The organism is Gracilimonas qinghaiensis (genome assembly GCF_046602855.1).
In the GTDB taxonomy this organism is placed as follows: Bacteria; Bacteroidota; Rhodothermia; order Balneolales; family Balneolaceae; genus Gracilimonas.
Genome location: NZ_JBKINJ010000001.1, coordinates 1,459,343 through 1,478,934, shown reverse-complemented (window position 1 = coordinate 1,478,934; position 19,592 = coordinate 1,459,343). Strand labels below are relative to the sequence as shown.

The following is a 19,592-nucleotide window of genomic DNA, read 5'->3' as shown; positions in this document are numbered from 1 at the left end:
ATTCTCATGAATACCCGACACAACTCCTTATCTTTAAATCTAACCTCCAACGTTAACCCAACCTCAACCAACGAACAATTATGAGTGAACAAGAAATTCCCCAAGTAGTAGTGCAAGGCTTATCTGCACTTAATCGTATGGAAAAAATTTGCAAACGTCATCTAAACTTCTCTTTTGAAGATGTGGACGACGCCGGAGAATTGAATCAGAGTATTCAAGTGATCCGTCAAGATTTGTTTAATTACAACCAAGCGGTACGACAAAGCCAAATCCAAAAACAACAACAAGAACAACGACCAGAAGCCGAAGATAAACCGGCCCCACAGACAGAAGGCAAACCGACTGTGGAAGAGTTGATGGATGAAGAGCCTAACATGAAGTCAGTCACCCGTCCTGAAAACCCTAAAGACAGCGCATAATGTTTTCAGCAGAAGTCTTTCGTAATGCCTTCGATCATTTAATTTTGGTCGAGGGCGGTTACGTAGATAACCCATACGACTCAGGTGGGAAAACGATGTACGGTATCACCGAATCCGTTGCCAGAGAAAATGGCTTCAGTGGTGACATGCGTGATCTGAATTTAGACTTCGCAAGAACCGTATACAAAAGAAAATATTGGGACGTAAACAACCTTGACAACATCGGCGCTTTCGATCCCAAGATCGCCAAAGAGATGTTCGAGTCAGGAGTCAACGCCGGTCCAAACCGAGTAGCTAAATGGTTACAAAAAACACTGAATCTACTGAACCGACGTGCGACTTTATATAAGAATTTAATAGTAGATGGAGACATAGGAAGTAAGACTTTGAACGCCCTCGCCGTTCTGTACGATAAAGACGATCTACATTCCGTAGAGGTTTTACTTAATGGGTATCAGATGAAACATTACATCGACATAAGCGAGAAAAACGAAGAATTAGAAACATTCATCCGCGGATGGATTAAACGAGTACATATAGATGGCATTTAATTTATTCGGGCTTTTACCCGACCCAGACGAAGCATATAAAAACGCCCCGCAACTTCCTTTAAATATGGAGTTGCTTAACTCATATAGAAAAGACCTTGTTGGTTTAGATGACCGTAAGAAAGAAAGCTTACGGGACCAGTACCAGTCTTCCATTGGCGAAGGCAGGGAACGGGCCGAGAAGTCTATTCGTAACTCAGGAACCAACGCCTCGGTCGCGGTGGCTTCCAACGACAGGCTCAACGAAAATGTCAATAAGCAAATGACCAGAGCCGAACAAGACATTCAGAACAAAGACATGATGGCCGAAGACAAAGCCAAAGAACGGTTTCGTCAAGAGTACACACGTATTGATCAGAAGAAAGATCAGAACAAAATCGCCAGAGAAACAGCCAGAGCAGATGCAGACCTCGCCCGTAAATCCGGCCTTGCTAATATTGTTGGTAAGGTAGCCGGTATTGGCATTAGCGAGTTCATGTTCAAAGACGAAGAACCTGTAGATGGAGTCGGTGGTGGCGGTGGTGGCGGTGGAAAACCAACCGAACCTTCCAAAGACAAAGTGGCGAACAAGTACGTAGACGATGCTAATAAAAACAGTAAAGCCATCACAGATGTCGCCCCAGACGCAGACACCATCTTTTCGTCTAAAGGTGTTGAAGAATTGTTAGGGTCCAACAGTGACTTTGATTACACACACCGCGTGTCAGAAGGCGATACGTTAGGTGGGATCGCAACACAATTCGGGGTATCGGTCGACGAACTCGCCAAGTACAATTCTCTCGACGATCCGAACTCACTGGCAGAAGGACAACTTATTAAAATTTGGTAAACGACAATGGCTATAAAAACACCTGATTATCAAGGATACGTAGACAGGCTGACCCCAGCACTGGACAATCTTCTTGTAGGCTTTAAAGAAAAGAAACAACGTGAAGCAGAAGAGCGACAATTCGCCCGACAGAAAGCGTTAATGAAGTCGAAACAGAACTTCCAAAAAGGTATGCAGGAAGACTCCCAAGCTTTTCAGGAAGGGATCGAGAAGACTCGTCAGAAATTCAAAGAGAGTTTCTACGAGACCCAACAGGAAGACCGTGTAGAAATGGTTGATGACGAGCGTGACTACAACGAAGATCGGTACGACGTCAAACTTGAAGACGGTATCGACGATCGCGAAGACCGCCAGCAACACGAAATGGACATGTTACGGGAACAAACCACTAACTCTGGTTCAGGGTCTTCTTTGGGTGATACGATGGACGACATTAGAGAAGAGTTAGAGAACAAACACGGCGACCTGTTAAACGTGATGGACGTCGAATATGAACCCGTTTATACTGAAGACGCCGGTGTACAGATCAGAGTACGAGGAAACATTTTTGAAGACGGTAAAGCCCTTACGATGGACCAATTGAATAATGAGTTGGCCGATTATCATGAATTGAAAAACACCGTAGACGGACAGGTAGAGTACAAAGAAAACACCCGCAGACGCGGAGAACCTATGCCCGTTAGAGACATTTCAGCAGGGCGTACCACAACGTATTATCCGTACGAACGTTACCACCAAAAAGCGAAAGACATTTTAAAGACAGGGAGAATCGACGCTCCATTCGCTCAAGATGTGATGGATGGTAACGCAATTTTAGATGACCGTCCCGATATGGACATAGAGAATATGGACATTCTCGACAAGTACATAAACGTGTCAACCTCAGAACCAGTCTCCATCGACATACCAGCCACCGACGAAGAAGGTGCGCGTGCAGTCACGTTCGATTTTCAGAACAAAACCATCGGGGACGCCTACAAAGGGTATTCGACGTTAGAAAACAACTTGACGGTCGACCTTAGCGGTTACACAGATTTAAGTACAGAACAACAACAGATACAGACACAATACAGTCTTGTTAGAGAAAGGATGGAGAACCTTTCGAAAATCGTCGAGTCTTATCAGAGAGCGAATCCGAACATGTCTATTGATGAGATATACCAAATGAAACTTACCCCAAGAGATAAAGCGGTCAACGATTCTGACCCAAACAGTTATCTATACAACCCAGCCGAAGAACAAGGGGAACCAACCTCTATGGCTGGCCCCAAGAAAATGCCATCAGTATTCGAAAGCCTCACCATTAACAATTTAACGTAACCCCATTTTATGAACGATCAACAAAAAAGTAGCGGTACTCAAGGTACGGTTGTACACAATGACGTTGAAAAGAAAGACCCAACACCAACCCAAGAAAGATACACAGCCGAGGACAAACAGATCGGCGAGTACATAAAACAATTCGTTCCCGAAGCGACTGGTCTTGATCCCACCTACGTTATGGACCAGATGAGAACGAACGGTAACTTTTTTGATTCGGTCACTTCTTCGATGGTGAACAATAAGATGGCTGAGATGCCCGACACAACTGAGGTCGATAAAGGAAAGCTCTTCAATACCACTAAGGCCGAATTACGAGGTCTTGTTACCCGTACCACATATTCAGGCGAAGACGTAGCCACTACGATCTCAAGTTCCCTGAGAACAAAAAGAACTGACAATAACGAACCCCTCATTAACAATCCTCAAACGACTATCTTTAGTAACAAAGATAAGTACGAAGAGTATGTTGACGGCAACAATCTATCAATTGACGATGTTGCATTAAGAGACCAAATCGGTGCAGACTCTACACTTTATGGGTCTTTGATGAAAGACAAGATCGAAGAGTTTGACAGGGAGTTGAACAAATCCCACAACGTTGGTTTCCTCGACCCTACAGCCAAACAACAGAACCCGCAAGAATATTCAAAAGCCTTTTTGATGTACGAGAAGTACAACAAGGAAGGACTCACCCAATATCTGAATTATGCGACTATGTATGATCCAGACAAACCGTACGAGGAACAAACGTCCACAGCACGTACAGCCTTTGACTACTTGACCAAAGAAAATAAGGAAGGCATCGCCCCTTACGATTATGTTGATTCAACAGCTAAAGACATCGAGTTCAAACCGTTCGTTCCTAAAAAAGCTAACGAGTATAACCACAATGCGTTTTCACGCCGTTGGTACGACGAAAAGCATCCTGAGTTTGCGTCGAAAGAAACCAAAGATAGACCATTTGAGTCTGTAGATTCGAAAGCGATGATGGGGCTTTTTGAGATGACCTTTGGCCAGACACCGGACACTGAAGACCTCGCTGACGTTAAACCCGAAGAATTAGAAGGGGGTGGTATAGGATTTAAGTCAGTCAAAGCGTACGAAGCGATGGCGAAGAAACTTGAAACAACACCCGAAGAATTCGTGAATGGAATTTCGAACTCTTCAGACAACGCATTTCGTGATTCTGAGAATTACAAAATGATGACCCTGTACCTCTCCAAATTTGTGGAAGATGGTGAAGCCGGATTTGGTGTTGACGATCTATTTAAAACGGTGGCCGGATATTCGTTTAAGAATGGTGGTGCGAGAAAAATTGGCGAAGGCCAAATGGAATACCGCGTGAAAATGGACGAAGCCCCATTAATGGTTCAAACCGCATTGGACATTCTTGATCAACGGTCGTCGTTGAAAACTGTTATACGGAAAGAAGGGGCGGAAGTAATTCTTGAACCCAACAGAATGGGGAGAGTACAGGACGAAGAAAAAAGAAGATTCTTCAACAACTCTTACGTAAATAAAGTAGAGAGAACGTACGACGACAATGGTAACGTTGTACGAGAAGTCATTCTCGAAGACGATGTTCAAAAAGTTCCTTCAGACGAACCCTTATCCCAACGAAACGGCAACGTTGAAGTGGCGTACGAATTGGACCAGAGTGGTCTACAGTGGGGGCAGAACGTGTTGAGTACCTTTACTCATGCAACCAGTCAAATGGTCGCTCAGTTCGCCGGAGAGAAGTTATATGCGATGCTCGGTGAAGGGGCTGACCTGTACGAGAAAACGGCCAATCTATTTAAAAATGGCGAAGCTGAAACATCGAAAGAGTTAAGAAAAGATTTTGACGTCATGTACCAACAGTTTCGGGACATGAAAGACGGCAACCTTTGGAGTTTTACAGATAGCTGGACTCAAAAAGGTGTGAGTATCGCAACCCCAATGCTTTGGTTCATCGGTGGATTAAAAATGGGCGGTAGAACCGCCAATAAACAAATTGGGAAAGGATTGACTAAAGCAATTCAAAACAGAAAGGCAACCCAAGCAATGAAGGCGTTGTCTGACTTGAGACAATCGAAGAACCTCTCCACATCCGCAAAATTCTTAAAACTCCCTAAAGATAAAACGGGAGCGATGTTGTACAAGAACTCTGGGTCCAAAATGCAGAAATTGGCAACGGGATTAAGGAACGGCAACAACCCATTGTCAAACGTATTGGATTTTACCACAGGTACAGCGTTGTTCGAAATCACCAGCACATTCGCAGATGAAGAATACCAAGATTCAGAGTCGTTATTTGGTTCTGGGTTTGTTGACGTTGCGACCGATTACGCAGGATACGAAACCGACACCGAAGGGTGGTACAAAAGCCACGGTAATTCGTTAGGCGGGAAACTTACTAAAATTGGGATCAGTGTTTTAGCAGATGAAGCTCTTGGGGTGTTATTCGATTCTGCACTTGGAGTTGCGAGAGCTAATATTAATATGGGAAAACTCATTAAGAACGGTGAGTTTAAGAGTATGGATTACGGGGTAACAGGTGTTAAAAAAACTGATGATCCATTCAAAGTGTACCAATCTGATACCATCGCCTTTTTCAAATACTTGAATTCCGGCATGACCGACGAACCAGTCAAAAACCTAAAAGAAGGATTGAAGGAGAGCGCTAAGGGAGTATCAAGAACAACCGATGCGTGGTCTCACAGTCCAGAGTACCTTGCCAATACGTTTACGAAGAATCTCGGACCGGTCGTAAAAGATTTACGTACCCGTATCAAAGAGACCTTAGTAGACTACGACAAGACCTTATCCAAAGGTGATCAGGACATGAAAGCTATCGATGAAATGGCGGACAAAATGTATGATGACTTTTGGGAAGAAGTGTCTGGTAAGATGTCGCAAGTAATGGATGAAGAAACGTACAACGGTTTCATCTCTGAATTGAAAAAAGTGGACGGCATAGAGTACAAACTCCACCAAACAGAAGCCGGTTCGAAGTACATGACGAAAGGTGAGGCTGTCGAAATGGCCCACACGATCCCAAACGCTAAAGTCGAATCCGTCGGTGACGGGAAGTTTAAAGTGGTTGAACCCAAAGGAAAGGATTGGATGAACGATCTGATTGGTGGGTTGAATAGAAAGACGTCCCAAAAATTCACCGAAGAAGCCAGAGAAGAAGCGTTCGAAGCCTTTACCAAAAGTAACAGACCTTCAGAAATAGATAATGAACTCGGTAACCAGTTTTTCTTCGATAAGTTTGGTAAACCTTACCATTCTCCAAAAGGAAGCGGTATCGTGAAAGGAATAGAAGGCGATGAAATAATCGTCGAAACCCCTTCTGGAAACACATTCAGAGAGAAATACGACGTTGGTGAAATTACCGGTAAAGCCGAAGAAGAAGCCAATGGTCCACTGAGTAAGAACATAGATAAGGTGAAACTCGACGAGCGATTGACAGAAGGTAAAGTCGCTTTCAAAACTAAGATCGACCCCGATGGTGAAGTTGACCTTCAAGACCCTAAACAAGTTAAGGGAGCCATTAAAAAGGTCAGTGAACGAATTGAGAACAAAACAAGAACCATTGAAAAGTCCGATCCTGAACAGGCCCAACGTTTAGAGGTCGAAATCAAAAGATTGAACAACGTCTTGGAATTCTTGCGAAGTCGCAAGAAGTTCGCTTCCGTCAAGGGAGACGCCAGAGGTAGAGTCAAAACTACCGACGATGTTAAACAAGAGACTAAGACCGCTTCAGAATACCTTGAAGGGAACGAGAGGTACAAAGACCCTTCCGATCTTTCAAGGACAACCAACGAATTAGAGAACCGAGCCAAAGAGCTTCAAACAACGATACATAAATCAACAGGCAAAGAAGCTGAACAGGCGACAGAAGAATTAGAAAAAGTCGCTACCGCATTAAATCACATTGAACGCAAAACTAACCATTCAAAGAAACTACTCGAAGAAGTAGAAGAGCTTTCAGACACTAAGAAGTCTTGGTTCAAAGATGAGAATGGTGAGATGATTAATATGGACGATGTGTCCGCGTTGTCATCGAGAGCAACCTTGTTGTCAGATATTATTGACACCCCTTCGATGGCCTCCGGCATTAGTAAATACAATGAAGGAGCCATTAAATCTGCACGGGATTTCTTGGTTGACCGGATCGCTAAACTTTCTTCCGACATTGACGAGACCGATCCTAAAGCTGAACAGAAAGTGTTCAAGAAACTACAGGAAGTTAGAGAAGAAGTCGAAGCTAACCAGACGAAAATCGAGTTCGAAGAAAAACTTTCGGATGAGGTAGAAACTCTAAACAAACGTTTGAAAGACGGCAAGAAAAAGTCTTACAAGGCTTCCGTCAACAGAGCAAAGAAGAAAGACGAGGCGTTAAAAGAAACAGGGATACAAGCAACGTTTTTAAGAGCCATTGGCGAAGTTGCTGAAACGGTTGAACAAGCTAAAACGATCGCCTTTAATCTTGGTGGGTCTCTTGCGACCGACTTTACGAAGCTCACTAAATCAAGGGCCGTCCGTGAATTCGATTCCTCGAAAGGTGGATCGACAGGAAACGTATACTATGTACAAAACGCCGATGGTACAGTTGACCACTTCTTAGTCAACAAGAAACCGACACACCCGAACGGTGGGTTGGACGAGACCGTGCCTTCGACCAGACTCATTAAGATCGATGGTGTGTATAAGATGAACCCATTCTATCGGTACATTTCCCCTAACGAATTGGCCACACAGAATGGTACACTACAACGTGTGTCAATGGTAGAAGTAGACAATCCGATTACCGGTGCAAGTGGTTTCGTGGTGAAACCCGATCCGAGCGGAGAGTTTTTCGCAAACATCCAAAGATCAATGGACGCGATGACACCTACCAAGAAGAACGCGGTGACCAGTAGAAACGTAGACGAGATGGTCAACGACAACATCGATTCCATCCGTTTCACACACAAAGGAGAAAAGGTATACGCAACCATTGGTGAAGATCAAGTCATGGATGCAACGAACGCTTTGAATACCAATCTGAAAGATGTGTCTAAGATAGAGAGAATCGGCGAATCCCCTTCCTACCGTGCCGGTGGAAGTAATGGTAAGAAAATGACCGACAAGGAAAAAATACTAACAGACCTTGAAGGCATGGGCATCCCCGAACGAATCCTTTCTCAAATCCGATCTCTTGACTTTGAAGAGCCAGTGACGACAAACAGCAAACCGGCCAGTAAAATGTCCGAAGCAAAACGGATGGACCCTAACGACGTGGAAACAGGGGACACCATAAGTATGGGGATGGGAGACGTCTTCAATAACTATAAGGTACAAAAAGTGCTGACAGGCGGAAAAGAAGCTATGGTTAAACTCATCGGCCCCGCCGGACGTGCCGTTGGTAAGGCCACGTTGGTTGATATGGATAAGACCGGTATCTATAAACCATTCGCAATGACGACGGCTGGTCTTGGCATAATGGCGTTGTCCGAGAAATCAGGTGCTTTTGAGTATGATGAGCGCGAGATGGAAGGCGCTGGGTTGAGCGGAATGGTAATGGCCCTAATTGGCGCAGGACTCGCCCGAAAGGGATGGATGAGGTACGCACCCAAGTCCTACAAGTTGGTGTCCACAGGGGTCAAAGGATTCGCTAAGAAAGCGAAAACTAAACTTGATGACCCTCGACTACAGAACACCCTGAAAGCGGACGGTAAAGAATTGGAAGATAAAGGACGGGCATTGGGAGTTACCATTTCCAGTAAAGACCCGTTGTTTAAACGTGCCGTCGATTCTATCGAGAAGGCGGTCCTTATGGCGAAGAATTCAGGCAAAGCGATCGATATGATCATGAGTAGTAGCTGGACACAGTCTACATTGACCACAGCAAAAAGATCAGGCTCTCCAACCGCTAAGAGACTTGTGAAGGTCTTGGAAGGTATGCCGACAGCCCGTCATCAAATGATGACCCGTTTTAAGGACAGTTTCGAGAAAGAGTTCGGGACCAATTCGTTCAATGAGTTTTTCAACGAAGAGTTCAAACGATTCTCTGACATCATTAAATTAGAGTCTTCCGGTAAAGAATTGGAAGCTCAACAATTGGAAGCGTTCAACGCAGGAATCTTCCGACTCATGAATTCCAAATTGGGACGTGATTCAGATGGCGTAATGCGCCAGTTGGAGATGACCCCATCGGTCAAGAAAGTGTACGAAAACGATGAGACCGGTATTGCCCGTGAACTTGACAATGCACTACTCGAAGACGAAAGAGCGATGAAGATGATCGAGTCTATGAGGAAACCATTGAAGAAGATCATTAGAAAACGTAACGGTCTTCTGTTGGACGCAGAACGAAAAGCCATACAGTCAGCACGATTAGATAAGACGGACCTGAAGGTAGATGATTACCAATTCACCGAAGGTCAGTACGCTACGATGTTGACGGACTTTTACCTTCACTTTGAGGGATCGTGGAGTCAGTATATTAAAGCACACAGCGACAAGACGGTAAAGAAACTACTTCGTCGAGCCAGAAAGAAAGATGCGTCAGTAAAAAGACTGAACACCATCCGAAACATGAGGATCAAGTCTACGTCTGGTTTAGAAGACATGTACTTCCCTCAGATATTTGCTGGTAAGAAGAACAATAAGATGTTTGCTGAACTTGGAAAAGAAGAGTACGAAAAACAACTGAAGGACTCCATCTTTGAACTTAATGGTGGCAACGATGCCGTTAAAGTCTTTGATGAAGAAACCGGTAAACTTACCGATCAGATGTTTGACTCTGAAGAGAGTGCAGTAGCCAGAATAAAACAGATGTTGGAATTAGATGGTGATGGGGTTCCCAACGATCTTCGTCAACGATTCTTCCAACGACTCGGAGAACTTACAGAGATTGAAGCCGACACCAACCCTAACGCGACCTTACTTGCCAGACTCAAGCAAGCAGATATGATCGAAGAACGTATCGTGGACGTCAAAGGAAAAGACGGGTCCACACAGTCAGCTAAAAGATACGTGATCAAGAACCTTGACGATATTTCAATGGAGTATAAAACCCCCGAAGGTGATGTACGGTCATTCAACATCGTTGAGTACGCGAACTCGAAACACATTGAAGACTTTTACGATTATGTGTCCACGTCTGGCCTTTCCAAGAACTCTAACTTTTTGGACCGTCCACGACAGTTCCACATTGATCATAAATTTATTGAAACCGACATTCGCTCTACCCTTGACCGGTACGCGAGAGACACAAACTTCCGTATTAGAATGATGCAAGAAGGTGTGTTCGATTCGAAATCGTTACAGTCCGAATTCTTCAAACCGATGAAAGCGGAGATGACGAAAATAACCGGCGACTCTCAACACGCCTCAACGATCGTCGATAGAATGCGAACAGCATACAACGCAGTGGGTAACATTGTCCCAGAGATGGCGACAGCTACCGACAAGAAAGCGTTTATAGCGAACAGGATGATGGCCCAACAACTTTCAGAGGCTTACAGAAGTATGTTGTACGGTATGTACTCAATGAACATTTCACTTCTCGATACAGTCCAGCCATTAATTTCTACAGCCATCCACACGAGCTATAAGTCAACAGGTAAGATGTACGGGAATTCACTTTCCACATCTCAGTTAAATAACCTGATCGACATGTCTAAAAGACACCACATCATTTCTGGAATAGACGATACCTTTGCTGATTTTGATGACAAACAGAAATTCGCTGGAGTGTTAGGCGGAAGAAAATTACGCCACAAATCCGCAAGTACATTGGCAAGTGGTTCAAAAACGTGGCAGGAAACCTTCACAGATAAAGTTGATTTCAGAAAGATCATACCAAAAGCGATCCGTGTAAATGGGTCTCCGGTCCAAGACAATATAGTTCCGAGACTTGCATTAGGTAACTTGAGGTCCAAAAACGAAACCAACCTTACTCTTAATTGGGTAGCCTTTGCTCACGAAGCTATCGATATGGCTAAGAAGTCAAAACAGATGGCAGACGGGACAGACGTTGGTCTTTCCAAAAACGACGTCGAAACCAAAATGGAACTACTCGGTATTCCTTCAAACAAGATCGAAAAATTTATCGAAGGCGTTGAAGAACTCGAAGTAGGGATGAAGGATATGAGAGACGGTAAAATGCCTGAACTCAACGCAGAGATGGAAGACATCTTTGAGAAGATTGTTCACACAGCTACCGAAACATATCACGGGAAGAACAAGGTATGGCGTCCAGAAGGATTCCACTCAACAGCAGGGAAAACCCTGACTACCTTTTGGAACTTCTCATTTAACCAAGCTTTACAGATTGTTAAACGCAGAGGATTGAACCCCTTAAACGAATGGATCACGAAACACGGTGCTAAAAACGCTGATACCGGTCCAATGAGTAAGTTGAAACTGATTAACGTAATGACGATGAGCCGATTAAGAGGCGACAAACGCATTGGGTATTTGAAGAAGAAAGGGTTCAGCCAAGAGGCCATTGACGATATGCCATACTTAGCGTTAGATACGTTGGGTAAATCACTAATGGCCACAGGTATTAACTCTGTATACAAATGGTCAGTAAGAACAGCAATGGCGTACCTTGCCTTTAACACAAATGAAATAATGGGTTGGGATAATCGAAAAGCCAAAGATGAGCTACGTAAAGAAGGCTATGGTTCGGGCGAATTTAAGGTAGGGGATGTTGCAATCAACAGGTTCGCCAAACCTGAAGAACAATACCATCTTGGGTACATTACCGATCCAAACGCCAAGAAAGACTTAGCTCATTTGACGGCATATACTTGGGCATTGGGGATGAGGACAGCTACGGAAGCAATGGACATCGGATTAGGTGGGCCGGTTTCTTCTGGAGTGATAAGGTTTGGGGATGTAACTCCAGCCGGTCTTTCAATGGGTCAGCGTTTAATTGAAAACACAATCAACACAGCGAAAGGCGTTGGAAGTGGTAATTACACAAGTGAAGAGAACTTACCTTCCTTTATGTACAACACCGCAAGAACGTTCCTGCCACCCCTTAGACTCTTACCTGAAGCTCCGATGAACGAAGTCGATCAGAACGGGAGGTACTAAAAAAGTATAGACAAAAAAAAGTAATGGCCCCGCAAGGGGCCTTTTTACTATGATTTAAGTTTTTGGTAAGCTTCTTCTTTTGAAACAGGTCCAAATTCTTCGAGCCTGTGGTCGGTGATGTTAATCACTTTGGCGTGGTTACCATAGATACAATCAACGTATTCACGTTCTGTTTCCCCTCTCCTTAACGAGCCATTGAAGTAGTCGATGGCGTCTTTACAGAATCGTTTGGCGTCCTCTAAAGACTCAATGGGTTCGTCACTGAAACGGTTGTGGTCTTTGTCGTAGTTTTCGGCAGACACGCCGTTGGAACTTTCGTATATAAGAGTGAATTTCATAGTTATTTAAAGTTTGGGAGTCCTAATGATGTTAATGTTTCGTTCAGAGCTTCTTTCATCTCCTTTCTCTTCTCTTCCTCGATCGTCTTCCCATCCACGATTATGGACAGGGTTTTGTTTCGGATCGGTTGGAAGTCGTTGAGCATAGTCAACAGGTCCGTAGGGGGTTGGTTTACAATGGCATTGTCCGCCTTGTGGTCGAGCATCGTCCGAAATTGAATGTCTTCTCCGGTGATCATCCTTCCGTAAACGTGTTTGATGATGTGTTGGTTCACGTCTGGGATGGTTGCGAGGGTTCCGACCAGAACGGTTAGTTGTCTGTTTGTCATAGGTCATTTCTTCATTTTTAAATGTTCACATTCTACCCATTGCTTATCACTTGCGAATCTTTTAAGAATGCATTCGTCTAACGAAACGCCGTGGAGATTTGCTACTTGGGACCCGTTGACGAAGATTGGTTCGCCGAACTTATCTCTTATCCAAGTAGGGTGTAGGATGTATTTTACTTTTCTGTCTTTGAACTGTTTACTCAAACCTGATCTGATTAATGTTAAGACTTCAAGGAGTTTCCACATTGGGGTTTCTTTAGGGTTGCGGAGGTAGTAAGAAATCTGAAATGATGTATACTTACGTTCCGTTAAATTGGACGCCTTTGACAACTCCATTTCATACTCATTGATGATAGTCTTGATTCGTGTTGACACTGCTTCTTTACGTCTGACAAAGGCCCTTTTCAGTGACCGTATATTGTCTTCTCCTAAAGTTTCAATCATGAAACACCGTTTTGAAATACACGTTGTATAGGTGAGGCTCGTTGTAGGCCCCATCTCCAAGTTCATCGATCAGTTCTTTTTGTTGCAGTGCGATCGACTCACCACTGTCGTTAGTATCTACGAGAGACACGTCAAACTTTTTCTTTCCGAGGAACTTGATGTCTTCGGTGAGTTCAGGACACATATTTGGGTTTTGTACGAACAGGTCAAAAAACTTCGCCAGAGTCCGACCACCTTTCGATGGTTCAGTTCCGACGTAGGTTTGACCCGATATTTTATTCTCAATCGTTATTAGTTTCATTGATTGGGTATTAGAGGTTCGAATTCGTTTTTGATCCCCTTCGCCATACACTCAAACAAATCGTGTTTGAATTCTTTCTTTGCTTGATGAATGACAAGTTGTAAATGGGATTCGTTAGGGGCTTTGATCATCGGAATTGTGGTATTTTTAAACATTCCAATATGATCATTATCGATTGGGGTCACCGAAAGCCGGTGTTCGAAGGTTCTTGTACTTTGGTCTTCAAACGTTTCTTCCGTGATCATAAGATCATGTTTGTACAGAATTGCACCGATTTGTTCAAGACTGAGCATTGGCCAACTCCAAGATTTCTTGTTCGTGTTCTTTTACATATTCACGGGCCAGATCGATATGTTGACCCACAGTTTCTCGTTTTCCGTCTTCGTTCTTCTTGCCTTTGTACCAACTACCGGCGCGTTGTAGGAAGTCTACATTCAAGGCCAGTTGTACAAGTTCACCGGATCGGTCAATGCCAACGCCTTGTCTGCCGATTGTTTCGATGTCACGGAAGGACCGTCCGATCTTGGATCGTCGGATACGGAAAAGAAGGGGAATGTCCATTGCACCTACCAAGTTGGAAGGAGAGGTATTCCGGCGCATTTCCATATTCAAAGCAGAGTAGAAAGGGAGACCCTTACCACCTGACGGTTTGTTGTAACTCATTCCGTTACCACCGGCTGTACGCATTTGATTAATGGCGAAGCAGATAGCTTGGTTGTTTTTAAGAACACCTGAGATACGACGGGCGAATTTATTCATAAGTTTGGCGTGGACCATCATCACAGCATCACCGTATTCTTCTTCGTGGTATTTGGAAGGTTGGGACGCATCTACCGAATCAAGTACAACCACTTTACAGCCGTAGTCTTCGATCATCGTTTCGGTGTGTTGAAGGGCAGTCTCGCCGTCTTCAGGCATTGAATAGACCCATAGGTCGGGATCGTCAGAGAGGCCCATTGATTTGGCCCATTCTACGTCTAAGGATTTCTCCGCATCAACAAACCCGACACGCATACCGCGATCCTGAGCGTTGATCATTCCGTGTAGGGCAAGAGAGGTTTTGAAGCTACCTTCCTGTGATGAATATAAATGGATCATTGATCCGGCTGGCCAACCATTACTATTGAGTTGTTGGTTAACAAGGATCGACCCTGAGTCGAGATAAAATTCTGGGGTGAATCTTCCACCCTCTACTATTTCGTTTGTTTTCATTGGGTATTGGAGGTTTCTTTTAACATTGATTTTGCGAGAGCGACAAATGTGTCTTCGAACTCATGACCGTCGGGTAGACAGTTTAAATACTGATCAAATTTCATATCACGTATATGATCGAAATCGTCCAGTGAATCCCAGAACAGATATTGAACGTGACCATTGTCTTTAATCCGATCGAAATGGAGAGTAATTTCCGGCATGTCGAATGGATCACAAATGACAAGATGTTGTTCCACTTCTTTGGGTAGGTACAGGTAGATACCTGTGTTGATAGCGTTAGCTACGTTGCGGAATTGCATGTTCTGTACCCAGCCGACAGGACGGGGGGTGTTACGACACCAGCCAACCTTATCGGAAATAATCGCTCTTTTTGGGAAAAATAAAAGTTGGTTCGGTGAGGTGATCTTTGGACCAAACTGGTCCTTGAAGTGTGTGTTGGGTTCTGTCCGCTTCACTGGAGAAGGTGGTAGAAATTCTGTTTCTATCGTTTCTTGGTTCATAATTTTTGGGTGTGGAGGTTGAACATGACGCGAAAGCACGAAGAAGGATAAAGGCCACGAGTGTAGCCAATATCCATTTCAACGTTTTCTCATCGTCAGGTTTCGGGTTAAGGTCGAGTGTAGATGAGTCGTTTAATTTTCTCATAGCGCAGTCATTAAAAACGTAGCTAAACATTTTGTCTGTGCTTTAAGAATTTGTTCTGGGGTAGGGACAATCTCACCATTGGTAATTTTGTGGTGAGTACCTTGACTTACTGGTATGGTCGCCCAATCAGCTACTTTTGTACCATAATTACCGGTCTGGTTGTTGGGGTCGGTGTGGTGCGCTTCACAGCGTTCACAAGGTTCTCCGGTGATTAGATCGCGTCCAAAACCACGGATGAAGTCAAGATAAGTTCCACTCCGCCATTCGATGTGGTACGGGTTCTGACGTTTGACCTTATCCTTGATCTCTTCAAGATACTCGGAGAGATGTTCGGCGTCTGTAACAATGTCTGCCACAGGTTCATTTCGGTTTGGATTCTCGTTTCGCGTAAGAATGTCTTCAGCTTCCGCATAGAGTTCTTCCAATCTTCGTTGGTCTCGCTCTGTGTAGTCTTCGAAAGATTCGGTCTCTTCAGGGGCGTCGAGAAGTCCGCCGATACGCTCGAAGTTTTTGACGGTTGGCCGGATGCTTTTCTGTTTGAGCAAGTCTTCGACGTCTTCCCACGTTTCAGCACCTCGGTCGCGTAAGTGTTCATATCCATTCTTGGCGCGAGATAAGAGGGTAGGGTGGACATCGATGGCTTCTGCATAGTCTTTCCAGTATTCGAATTCGTCTAAGATTATATTTTCGTAAATCCACAGTTGCTCACCGAGCGACCATTTGGATTCAAAGGCTCCCCACATGTGTTTCTCGACTTTGTTCATGTGGTTTTTGTAGTCATGATTGTACTCCAGAATAAACTCTGTGAGTTCGTTCACTTCTTCATTATCGAATTCGACGGGTATTTGTATTTCTGTCCGTTCTTCTAATTCGTTCATTTATATAGTTGGTTTCTTATTTGTTTTTTGATGTCTGAGTCGACACGCTCGAAAGTGAGGTGCATTTCCAAATAATCTGAATTTGGAGTGTCGTCTTCTTCGTCATCCGCAAGGGACACTAATGGATACTGAATAGTGACTCCTACGCCTTCTTGTTCGGCTAAGAATTTCACGGTCCATTCTCCGTTATCGTTTCCGTATTGGGTCACGATGGAGTCGTATTGCGGGTTGGCTTTGTATAGTCTATCTATAAGATTTTTGAACATAGGTGTTGGAGGTTTATAAGGCCCCCCGAAGGGGGCATTAATTAATCTTTGTTTTGAGGTACGTACTCTTCGAAGTCGTTGATGATGAAGTTGAAGTCGTAATGAACGTCTCCGTCATCGTCTTCCCACTTACGTTGTTTCACGAGACCGTCAGTGACCTGAATGCTTTCACCTTTTTCGAAGTACAGTAGCTCTTCAGCCATATCACCGAAAGCGATCATGTTGAACCAGCTTGTTCCTTCGTGTTCCCAATCAATAATGTCACCATTGTCGTCCTTCACAGGTACGTTATGATCAACACCAACGGCGATTTTCACCATTGTTTTTCCGCGTGTTTCGATTTCTTCAGGGTCCTTACCTAATGTCCCACGGAACATGTACATTTGGAGGCCACTTTTTCTTACGTCTTCTATTCCTTCTAAGTCATTAATATGCATATCGGTCTACCTTTTCTTGGTCTTTTGAGTAAATTTTAATGTTTAATTGTTCGCATAAGTCTTCGCCGAAAACAGGCAAGAATTTTTTGACACAACTATCGAGACGATCCAAATAATATTCGGGGTCAAGGTCGTTGTCGTATTCCGCGAGAAAATTGGCGGACTCATACTTTTTGAGTTTTATTTTTCTTTTCTTCTTTTTATTGCGAAAGCTCATCCAAACTCGTGGCGGTTCTTTCACGTAATAAATAATCGTATCTCCGACTTCGTATTGACGATCGGATTCTAACGCGAGTTCGTAAGGCGCGTCTGCATTTCTACCACCGTTACCGGCTCCCATCTCTACCCTGTGTAAGTAATCGTCGAGGTCTTCTTTGATGTTTCCAACACTCTTGATCATCTCTGGATCGATGGTCTTGTTTATTATGCTTTCTCGGTAAGCGTCATATTCCTCCTTAATTCGTTGTATTTTTTGTTCAGTTGTTTTTGCTACATCCTCTGTGTTTCCGACAGTGATGTTGATAATCTTGATGATTAATTCTCTACCAAATGGTTCGATGTTTCTACCACGAATCGTTTGTCCTTTGATCTTAGGTTCTACTTCACCTTTCTCTACGAGAGCGTAAGATTTTTTATCAATGATGATCCCACGTTCGTACTCACCGTCGTTATCGATAGCGATCAGATCGTCAAACGTTTCGGAAAGGGTCTTACAATATTCGTCTGCATCCTCGAACAATTGAGGGACAGAAGTAAGCATCCCGTCGGTGTCACATTTAATCGGGACACCACCCCATTCTTTTGTTTGGTCGATCATCTCTTTAAGAATTTCTTGACCACCTTCAGTGATTCTCTCGGCTTCTTCGTAATCGTTAAAGAATCCACGATTCCACGACAGGTAACCATAACTCAAAGTATTGAGTAGAATTTTGAACGCACCGTCCTGAGATTTGTACATCTCTTTTCCAGTGTCTTTGGCTTTCGCCTTCACTTCGTACCGTAATGCTTTGAGTAAGAGAACGAGTCGTTTATACAGTTTGAGAATGTCACTCTGGGGCTGAATCTTCAAATAGGTAGCCAGTGACGGATAAAGGGACGCGACGTCGGCATACACTAAATGCTGATCAAAAAACCCATACTTAAACACATCCGCATAGCCACCTGTGATACTACGTTCATTGTCAGGGTAGGGGATGGAGTGTCCGTTCATCATGTAATAACGCATGAACAGGTTATTGATCTTTCCGCCGGACCCTAAACGAAATACGTCTTGGTATCCCATTGGAATGAACTGTGTGGAATAAAACGCCGATTGACCGAAGCCTTTGTATAGGCCCATAGTTTCGAGGCCATCATCCAAAGCGTAGGCTATGATCTTGTACGGATCAGTTTTCCAAGTGTCTGAGATTTCAGACCCTTCTACATAGGTACGTGATTCAGTAGCCACGTCAAGTTCTTTAGCGAGATACTTGAGTCCGTAGTTTTCGTATTTACGTTTTACTACATCGGCTTGTCTGGCCAAAAGTTCTGTATCTACTACATGACGTCCGTAGATGCTATAATTTGTATAGGCCCGATCCTTATCGGCCAATCTCATTGAAGTGTCGTAGGTGTATGGTGTTGAACCATTACGCCCAAGAGCCAATTCTATACCGTACTTTTTGCACCGGTCATCAACATACGGAAGGTCAAAATTGAAAACGTTGTGACCAACGATTACGTCAGGATCACGACGTTGTACTTCATTGATGAACTCACGGAGAATTTCTTCTTCGCTATAGTCGACACCGTGTATTACTCTCCACCATCCGGTAGAGTCGTACATCGCAATGACAACCACTTCATCACCGTCACGCAGAGCGTTAGGAAAATCGTAACCATCTGTTGTGATAGTCTCAATGTCGAACACCAACGCACGGTGGTCTTCAAATCCCATTCCCTTAAACAAGGTCTTGCCGGATTGGATAAAGTATTGGTGATACATTGTCGGTATCTCAACACGGTCTGCGTTGTATTTCAAATTGTACAGAAGCTTCGTGTTGTAGGTCTCGATCATACGATCGTAATGTAAGTCTCCCATTAAAGGGGTAACACGAGCATCGTCTTTACTTAGTTTCCTGAGTGCGTCCTGTCGGGAGTTAACGAAACCAAACAACGGGGTTCGGATACGTCGGGAGTTGACTTCATTACCGTCACGGGTAAATATTTCAACATACTCACGATCGGACATGCGTTCTATGGAGACTATATTCTCTTCATCGTCCTGCCCAAAGAGCAGACTTTTTTCATTGTTCATAATTGGGGGTTGGAGGTTGGTATTAGTCTAACAAACGTAGTGTATCGCCTTTAGCGTAAAGAGTGGGGTTATTGCTCTTCACTTGAATGGAGTTTAACGATCCGACGAACTTCAGTTCATAAACGGTAGTGGTATCTAAAACGGTAACGTCTTCAACCACAAGTCCGGTATTTTCGTTAACCTCAATGAATGCCAGAGTCGAAACACTTGCGAAAAACAAGTAGACCAACAGAAGACATAAGAGTC

Annotated in this window: 17 protein-coding genes; 5 read left to right on the top strand and 12 right to left on the bottom strand. The window is 44.0% G+C overall.

Annotated features, from left to right (window positions below; translation table 11 throughout):
* The first annotated feature begins 80 nt into the window (after positions 1 to 80).
* The 5 genes from ACKGJO_RS06535 (at position 81) to ACKGJO_RS06515 (ending at position 12,197) form a co-directional block, all read left to right on the top strand.
* Entirely contained in the window at positions 81 to 419 is a 339-nt protein-coding gene (locus ACKGJO_RS06535; protein WP_411322607.1) for a hypothetical protein, read from the top strand.
* Complete coding sequence (locus tag ACKGJO_RS06530; RefSeq protein ID WP_411322606.1) at positions 419 to 970, top strand: glycoside hydrolase family 108 protein; 552 nt, start codon at positions 419 to 421, stop codon at positions 968 to 970. The genes ACKGJO_RS06535 and ACKGJO_RS06530 overlap by 1 nt, the downstream gene beginning before the upstream one ends.
* Complete coding sequence (locus ACKGJO_RS06525; protein ID WP_411322605.1) at positions 960 to 1,796, top strand: LysM peptidoglycan-binding domain-containing protein; 837 nt, start codon at positions 960 to 962, stop codon at positions 1,794 to 1,796. The genes ACKGJO_RS06530 and ACKGJO_RS06525 overlap by 11 nt, the downstream gene beginning before the upstream one ends.
* Positions 1,797 to 1,937: 141 nt before the next feature.
* Entirely contained in the window at positions 1,938 to 3,116 is a 1,179-nt protein-coding gene (locus tag ACKGJO_RS06520) for a hypothetical protein (RefSeq protein WP_411322604.1), read from the top strand.
* 9 nt (positions 3,117 to 3,125) lie between these two features.
* Positions 3,126 to 12,197: a hypothetical protein gene (locus ACKGJO_RS06515; RefSeq protein ID WP_411322603.1), complete on the top strand. Its 9,072-nt coding sequence runs from the start codon at positions 3,126 to 3,128 to the stop codon at positions 12,195 to 12,197.
* 47 nt (positions 12,198 to 12,244) lie between these two features.
* On the opposite strand, the gene ACKGJO_RS06510 is transcribed toward ACKGJO_RS06515, so the two are convergent.
* The 12 genes from ACKGJO_RS06510 to ACKGJO_RS06455 all read right to left on the bottom strand — a co-directional run bounded on the left by ACKGJO_RS06510 (position 12,245) and on the right by ACKGJO_RS06455 (position 19,566).
* Positions 12,245 to 12,535 carry a hypothetical protein gene (locus ACKGJO_RS06510; RefSeq protein ID WP_411322602.1) on the bottom strand — a complete coding sequence of 97 codons (291 nt, stop codon included), beginning with the start codon at positions 12,533 to 12,535 and terminating at the stop codon, positions 12,245 to 12,247.
* Positions 12,536 to 12,537: 2 nt separating this feature from the next.
* On the bottom strand, positions 12,538 to 12,864 hold the full coding sequence (locus ACKGJO_RS06505) for a hypothetical protein (RefSeq protein WP_411322601.1): 327 nt from the start codon (positions 12,862 to 12,864) through the stop codon (positions 12,538 to 12,540).
* A gap of 436 nt (positions 12,865 to 13,300) precedes the next feature.
* Positions 13,301 to 13,609: a hypothetical protein gene (locus ACKGJO_RS06500; protein ID WP_411322600.1), complete on the bottom strand. Its 309-nt coding sequence runs from the start codon at positions 13,607 to 13,609 to the stop codon at positions 13,301 to 13,303.
* On the bottom strand, positions 13,606 to 13,854 hold the full coding sequence (locus ACKGJO_RS06495) for a hypothetical protein (protein ID WP_411322599.1): 249 nt from the start codon (positions 13,852 to 13,854) through the stop codon (positions 13,606 to 13,608). The genes ACKGJO_RS06500 and ACKGJO_RS06495 overlap by 4 nt, the downstream gene beginning before the upstream one ends.
* Before the next feature lie 34 nt (positions 13,855 to 13,888).
* Entirely contained in the window at positions 13,889 to 14,821 is a 933-nt protein-coding gene (locus tag ACKGJO_RS06490) for a RecA family protein (RefSeq protein ID WP_411322598.1), read from the bottom strand.
* On the bottom strand, positions 14,818 to 15,123 hold the full coding sequence (locus ACKGJO_RS06485) for a hypothetical protein (protein ID WP_411322597.1): 306 nt from the start codon (positions 15,121 to 15,123) through the stop codon (positions 14,818 to 14,820). The genes ACKGJO_RS06490 and ACKGJO_RS06485 overlap by 4 nt, the downstream gene beginning before the upstream one ends.
* Before the next feature lie 49 nt (positions 15,124 to 15,172).
* A complete protein-coding gene (locus ACKGJO_RS06480) occupies positions 15,173 to 15,469 on the bottom strand; it encodes a hypothetical protein (protein WP_411322596.1) in 297 nt (98 codons plus the stop codon).
* A complete protein-coding gene (locus tag ACKGJO_RS06475; protein ID WP_411322595.1) occupies positions 15,466 to 16,347 on the bottom strand; it encodes a MerR family transcriptional regulator in 882 nt (293 codons plus the stop codon). The genes ACKGJO_RS06480 and ACKGJO_RS06475 overlap by 4 nt, the downstream gene beginning before the upstream one ends.
* Positions 16,344 to 16,613 (bottom strand): hypothetical protein, encoded by a 270-nt coding sequence (locus tag ACKGJO_RS06470; RefSeq protein ID WP_411322594.1) that lies wholly within the window; start codon positions 16,611 to 16,613, stop codon positions 16,344 to 16,346. Before ACKGJO_RS06470 ends, ACKGJO_RS06475 begins: the two co-directional genes overlap by 4 nt.
* Positions 16,614 to 16,654: 41 nt before the next feature.
* Positions 16,655 to 17,050 carry a single-stranded DNA-binding protein gene (locus ACKGJO_RS06465; protein ID WP_411322593.1) on the bottom strand — a complete coding sequence of 132 codons (396 nt, stop codon included), beginning with the start codon at positions 17,048 to 17,050 and terminating at the stop codon, positions 16,655 to 16,657.
* The gene (locus tag ACKGJO_RS06460; RefSeq protein WP_411322592.1) at positions 17,040 to 19,346 is read right to left on the bottom strand and encodes a 3'-5' exonuclease; all 2,307 of its coding nucleotides are present in this window, start codon (positions 19,344 to 19,346) and stop codon (positions 17,040 to 17,042) included. The genes ACKGJO_RS06465 and ACKGJO_RS06460 overlap by 11 nt, the downstream gene beginning before the upstream one ends.
* A 22-nt stretch (positions 19,347 to 19,368) precedes the next feature.
* Positions 19,369 to 19,566 carry a hypothetical protein gene (locus tag ACKGJO_RS06455; RefSeq protein WP_411322591.1) on the bottom strand — a complete coding sequence of 66 codons (198 nt, stop codon included), beginning with the start codon at positions 19,564 to 19,566 and terminating at the stop codon, positions 19,369 to 19,371.
* Positions 19,567 to 19,592: the final 26 nt, after the last annotated feature.

Excerpts from the sequence above, each read along its gene's own strand:
- ACKGJO_RS06535 (WP_411322607.1), top strand. The coding sequence starts at position 81 with ATGAGTGAACAAGAAATTCCCCAAGTAGTAGTGCAAGGCTTATCTGCA.
- ACKGJO_RS06530 (WP_411322606.1), top strand. The coding sequence starts at position 419 with ATGTTTTCAGCAGAAGTCTTTCGTAATGCCTTCGATCATTTAATTTTG.
- ACKGJO_RS06525 (WP_411322605.1), top strand. The coding sequence starts at position 960 with ATGGCATTTAATTTATTCGGGCTTTTACCCGACCCAGACGAAGCATAT.
- ACKGJO_RS06520 (WP_411322604.1), top strand. The coding sequence starts at position 1,938 with ATGAAGTCGAAACAGAACTTCCAAAAAGGTATGCAGGAAGACTCCCAA.
- ACKGJO_RS06515 (WP_411322603.1), top strand. The coding sequence starts at position 3,126 with ATGAACGATCAACAAAAAAGTAGCGGTACTCAAGGTACGGTTGTACAC.
- ACKGJO_RS06510 (WP_411322602.1), bottom strand. The coding sequence starts at position 12,535 with ATGAAATTCACTCTTATATACGAAAGTTCCAACGGCGTGTCTGCCGAA.
- ACKGJO_RS06505 (WP_411322601.1), bottom strand. The coding sequence starts at position 12,864 with ATGACAAACAGACAACTAACCGTTCTGGTCGGAACCCTCGCAACCATC.
- ACKGJO_RS06500 (WP_411322600.1), bottom strand. The coding sequence starts at position 13,609 with ATGAAACTAATAACGATTGAGAATAAAATATCGGGTCAAACCTACGTC.
- ACKGJO_RS06495 (WP_411322599.1), bottom strand. The coding sequence starts at position 13,854 with ATGATCACGGAAGAAACGTTTGAAGACCAAAGTACAAGAACCTTCGAA.
- ACKGJO_RS06490 (WP_411322598.1), bottom strand. The coding sequence starts at position 14,821 with ATGAAAACAAACGAAATAGTAGAGGGTGGAAGATTCACCCCAGAATTT.
- ACKGJO_RS06485 (WP_411322597.1), bottom strand. The coding sequence starts at position 15,123 with ATGCAATTCCGCAACGTAGCTAACGCTATCAACACAGGTATCTACCTG.
- ACKGJO_RS06480 (WP_411322596.1), bottom strand. The coding sequence starts at position 15,469 with ATGAGAAAATTAAACGACTCATCTACACTCGACCTTAACCCGAAACCT.
- ACKGJO_RS06475 (WP_411322595.1), bottom strand. The coding sequence starts at position 16,347 with ATGAACGAATTAGAAGAACGGACAGAAATACAAATACCCGTCGAATTC.
- ACKGJO_RS06470 (WP_411322594.1), bottom strand. The coding sequence starts at position 16,613 with ATGTTCAAAAATCTTATAGATAGACTATACAAAGCCAACCCGCAATAC.
- ACKGJO_RS06465 (WP_411322593.1), bottom strand. The coding sequence starts at position 17,050 with ATGCATATTAATGACTTAGAAGGAATAGAAGACGTAAGAAAAAGTGGC.
- ACKGJO_RS06460 (WP_411322592.1), bottom strand. The coding sequence starts at position 19,346 with ATGAACAATGAAAAAAGTCTGCTCTTTGGGCAGGACGATGAAGAGAAT.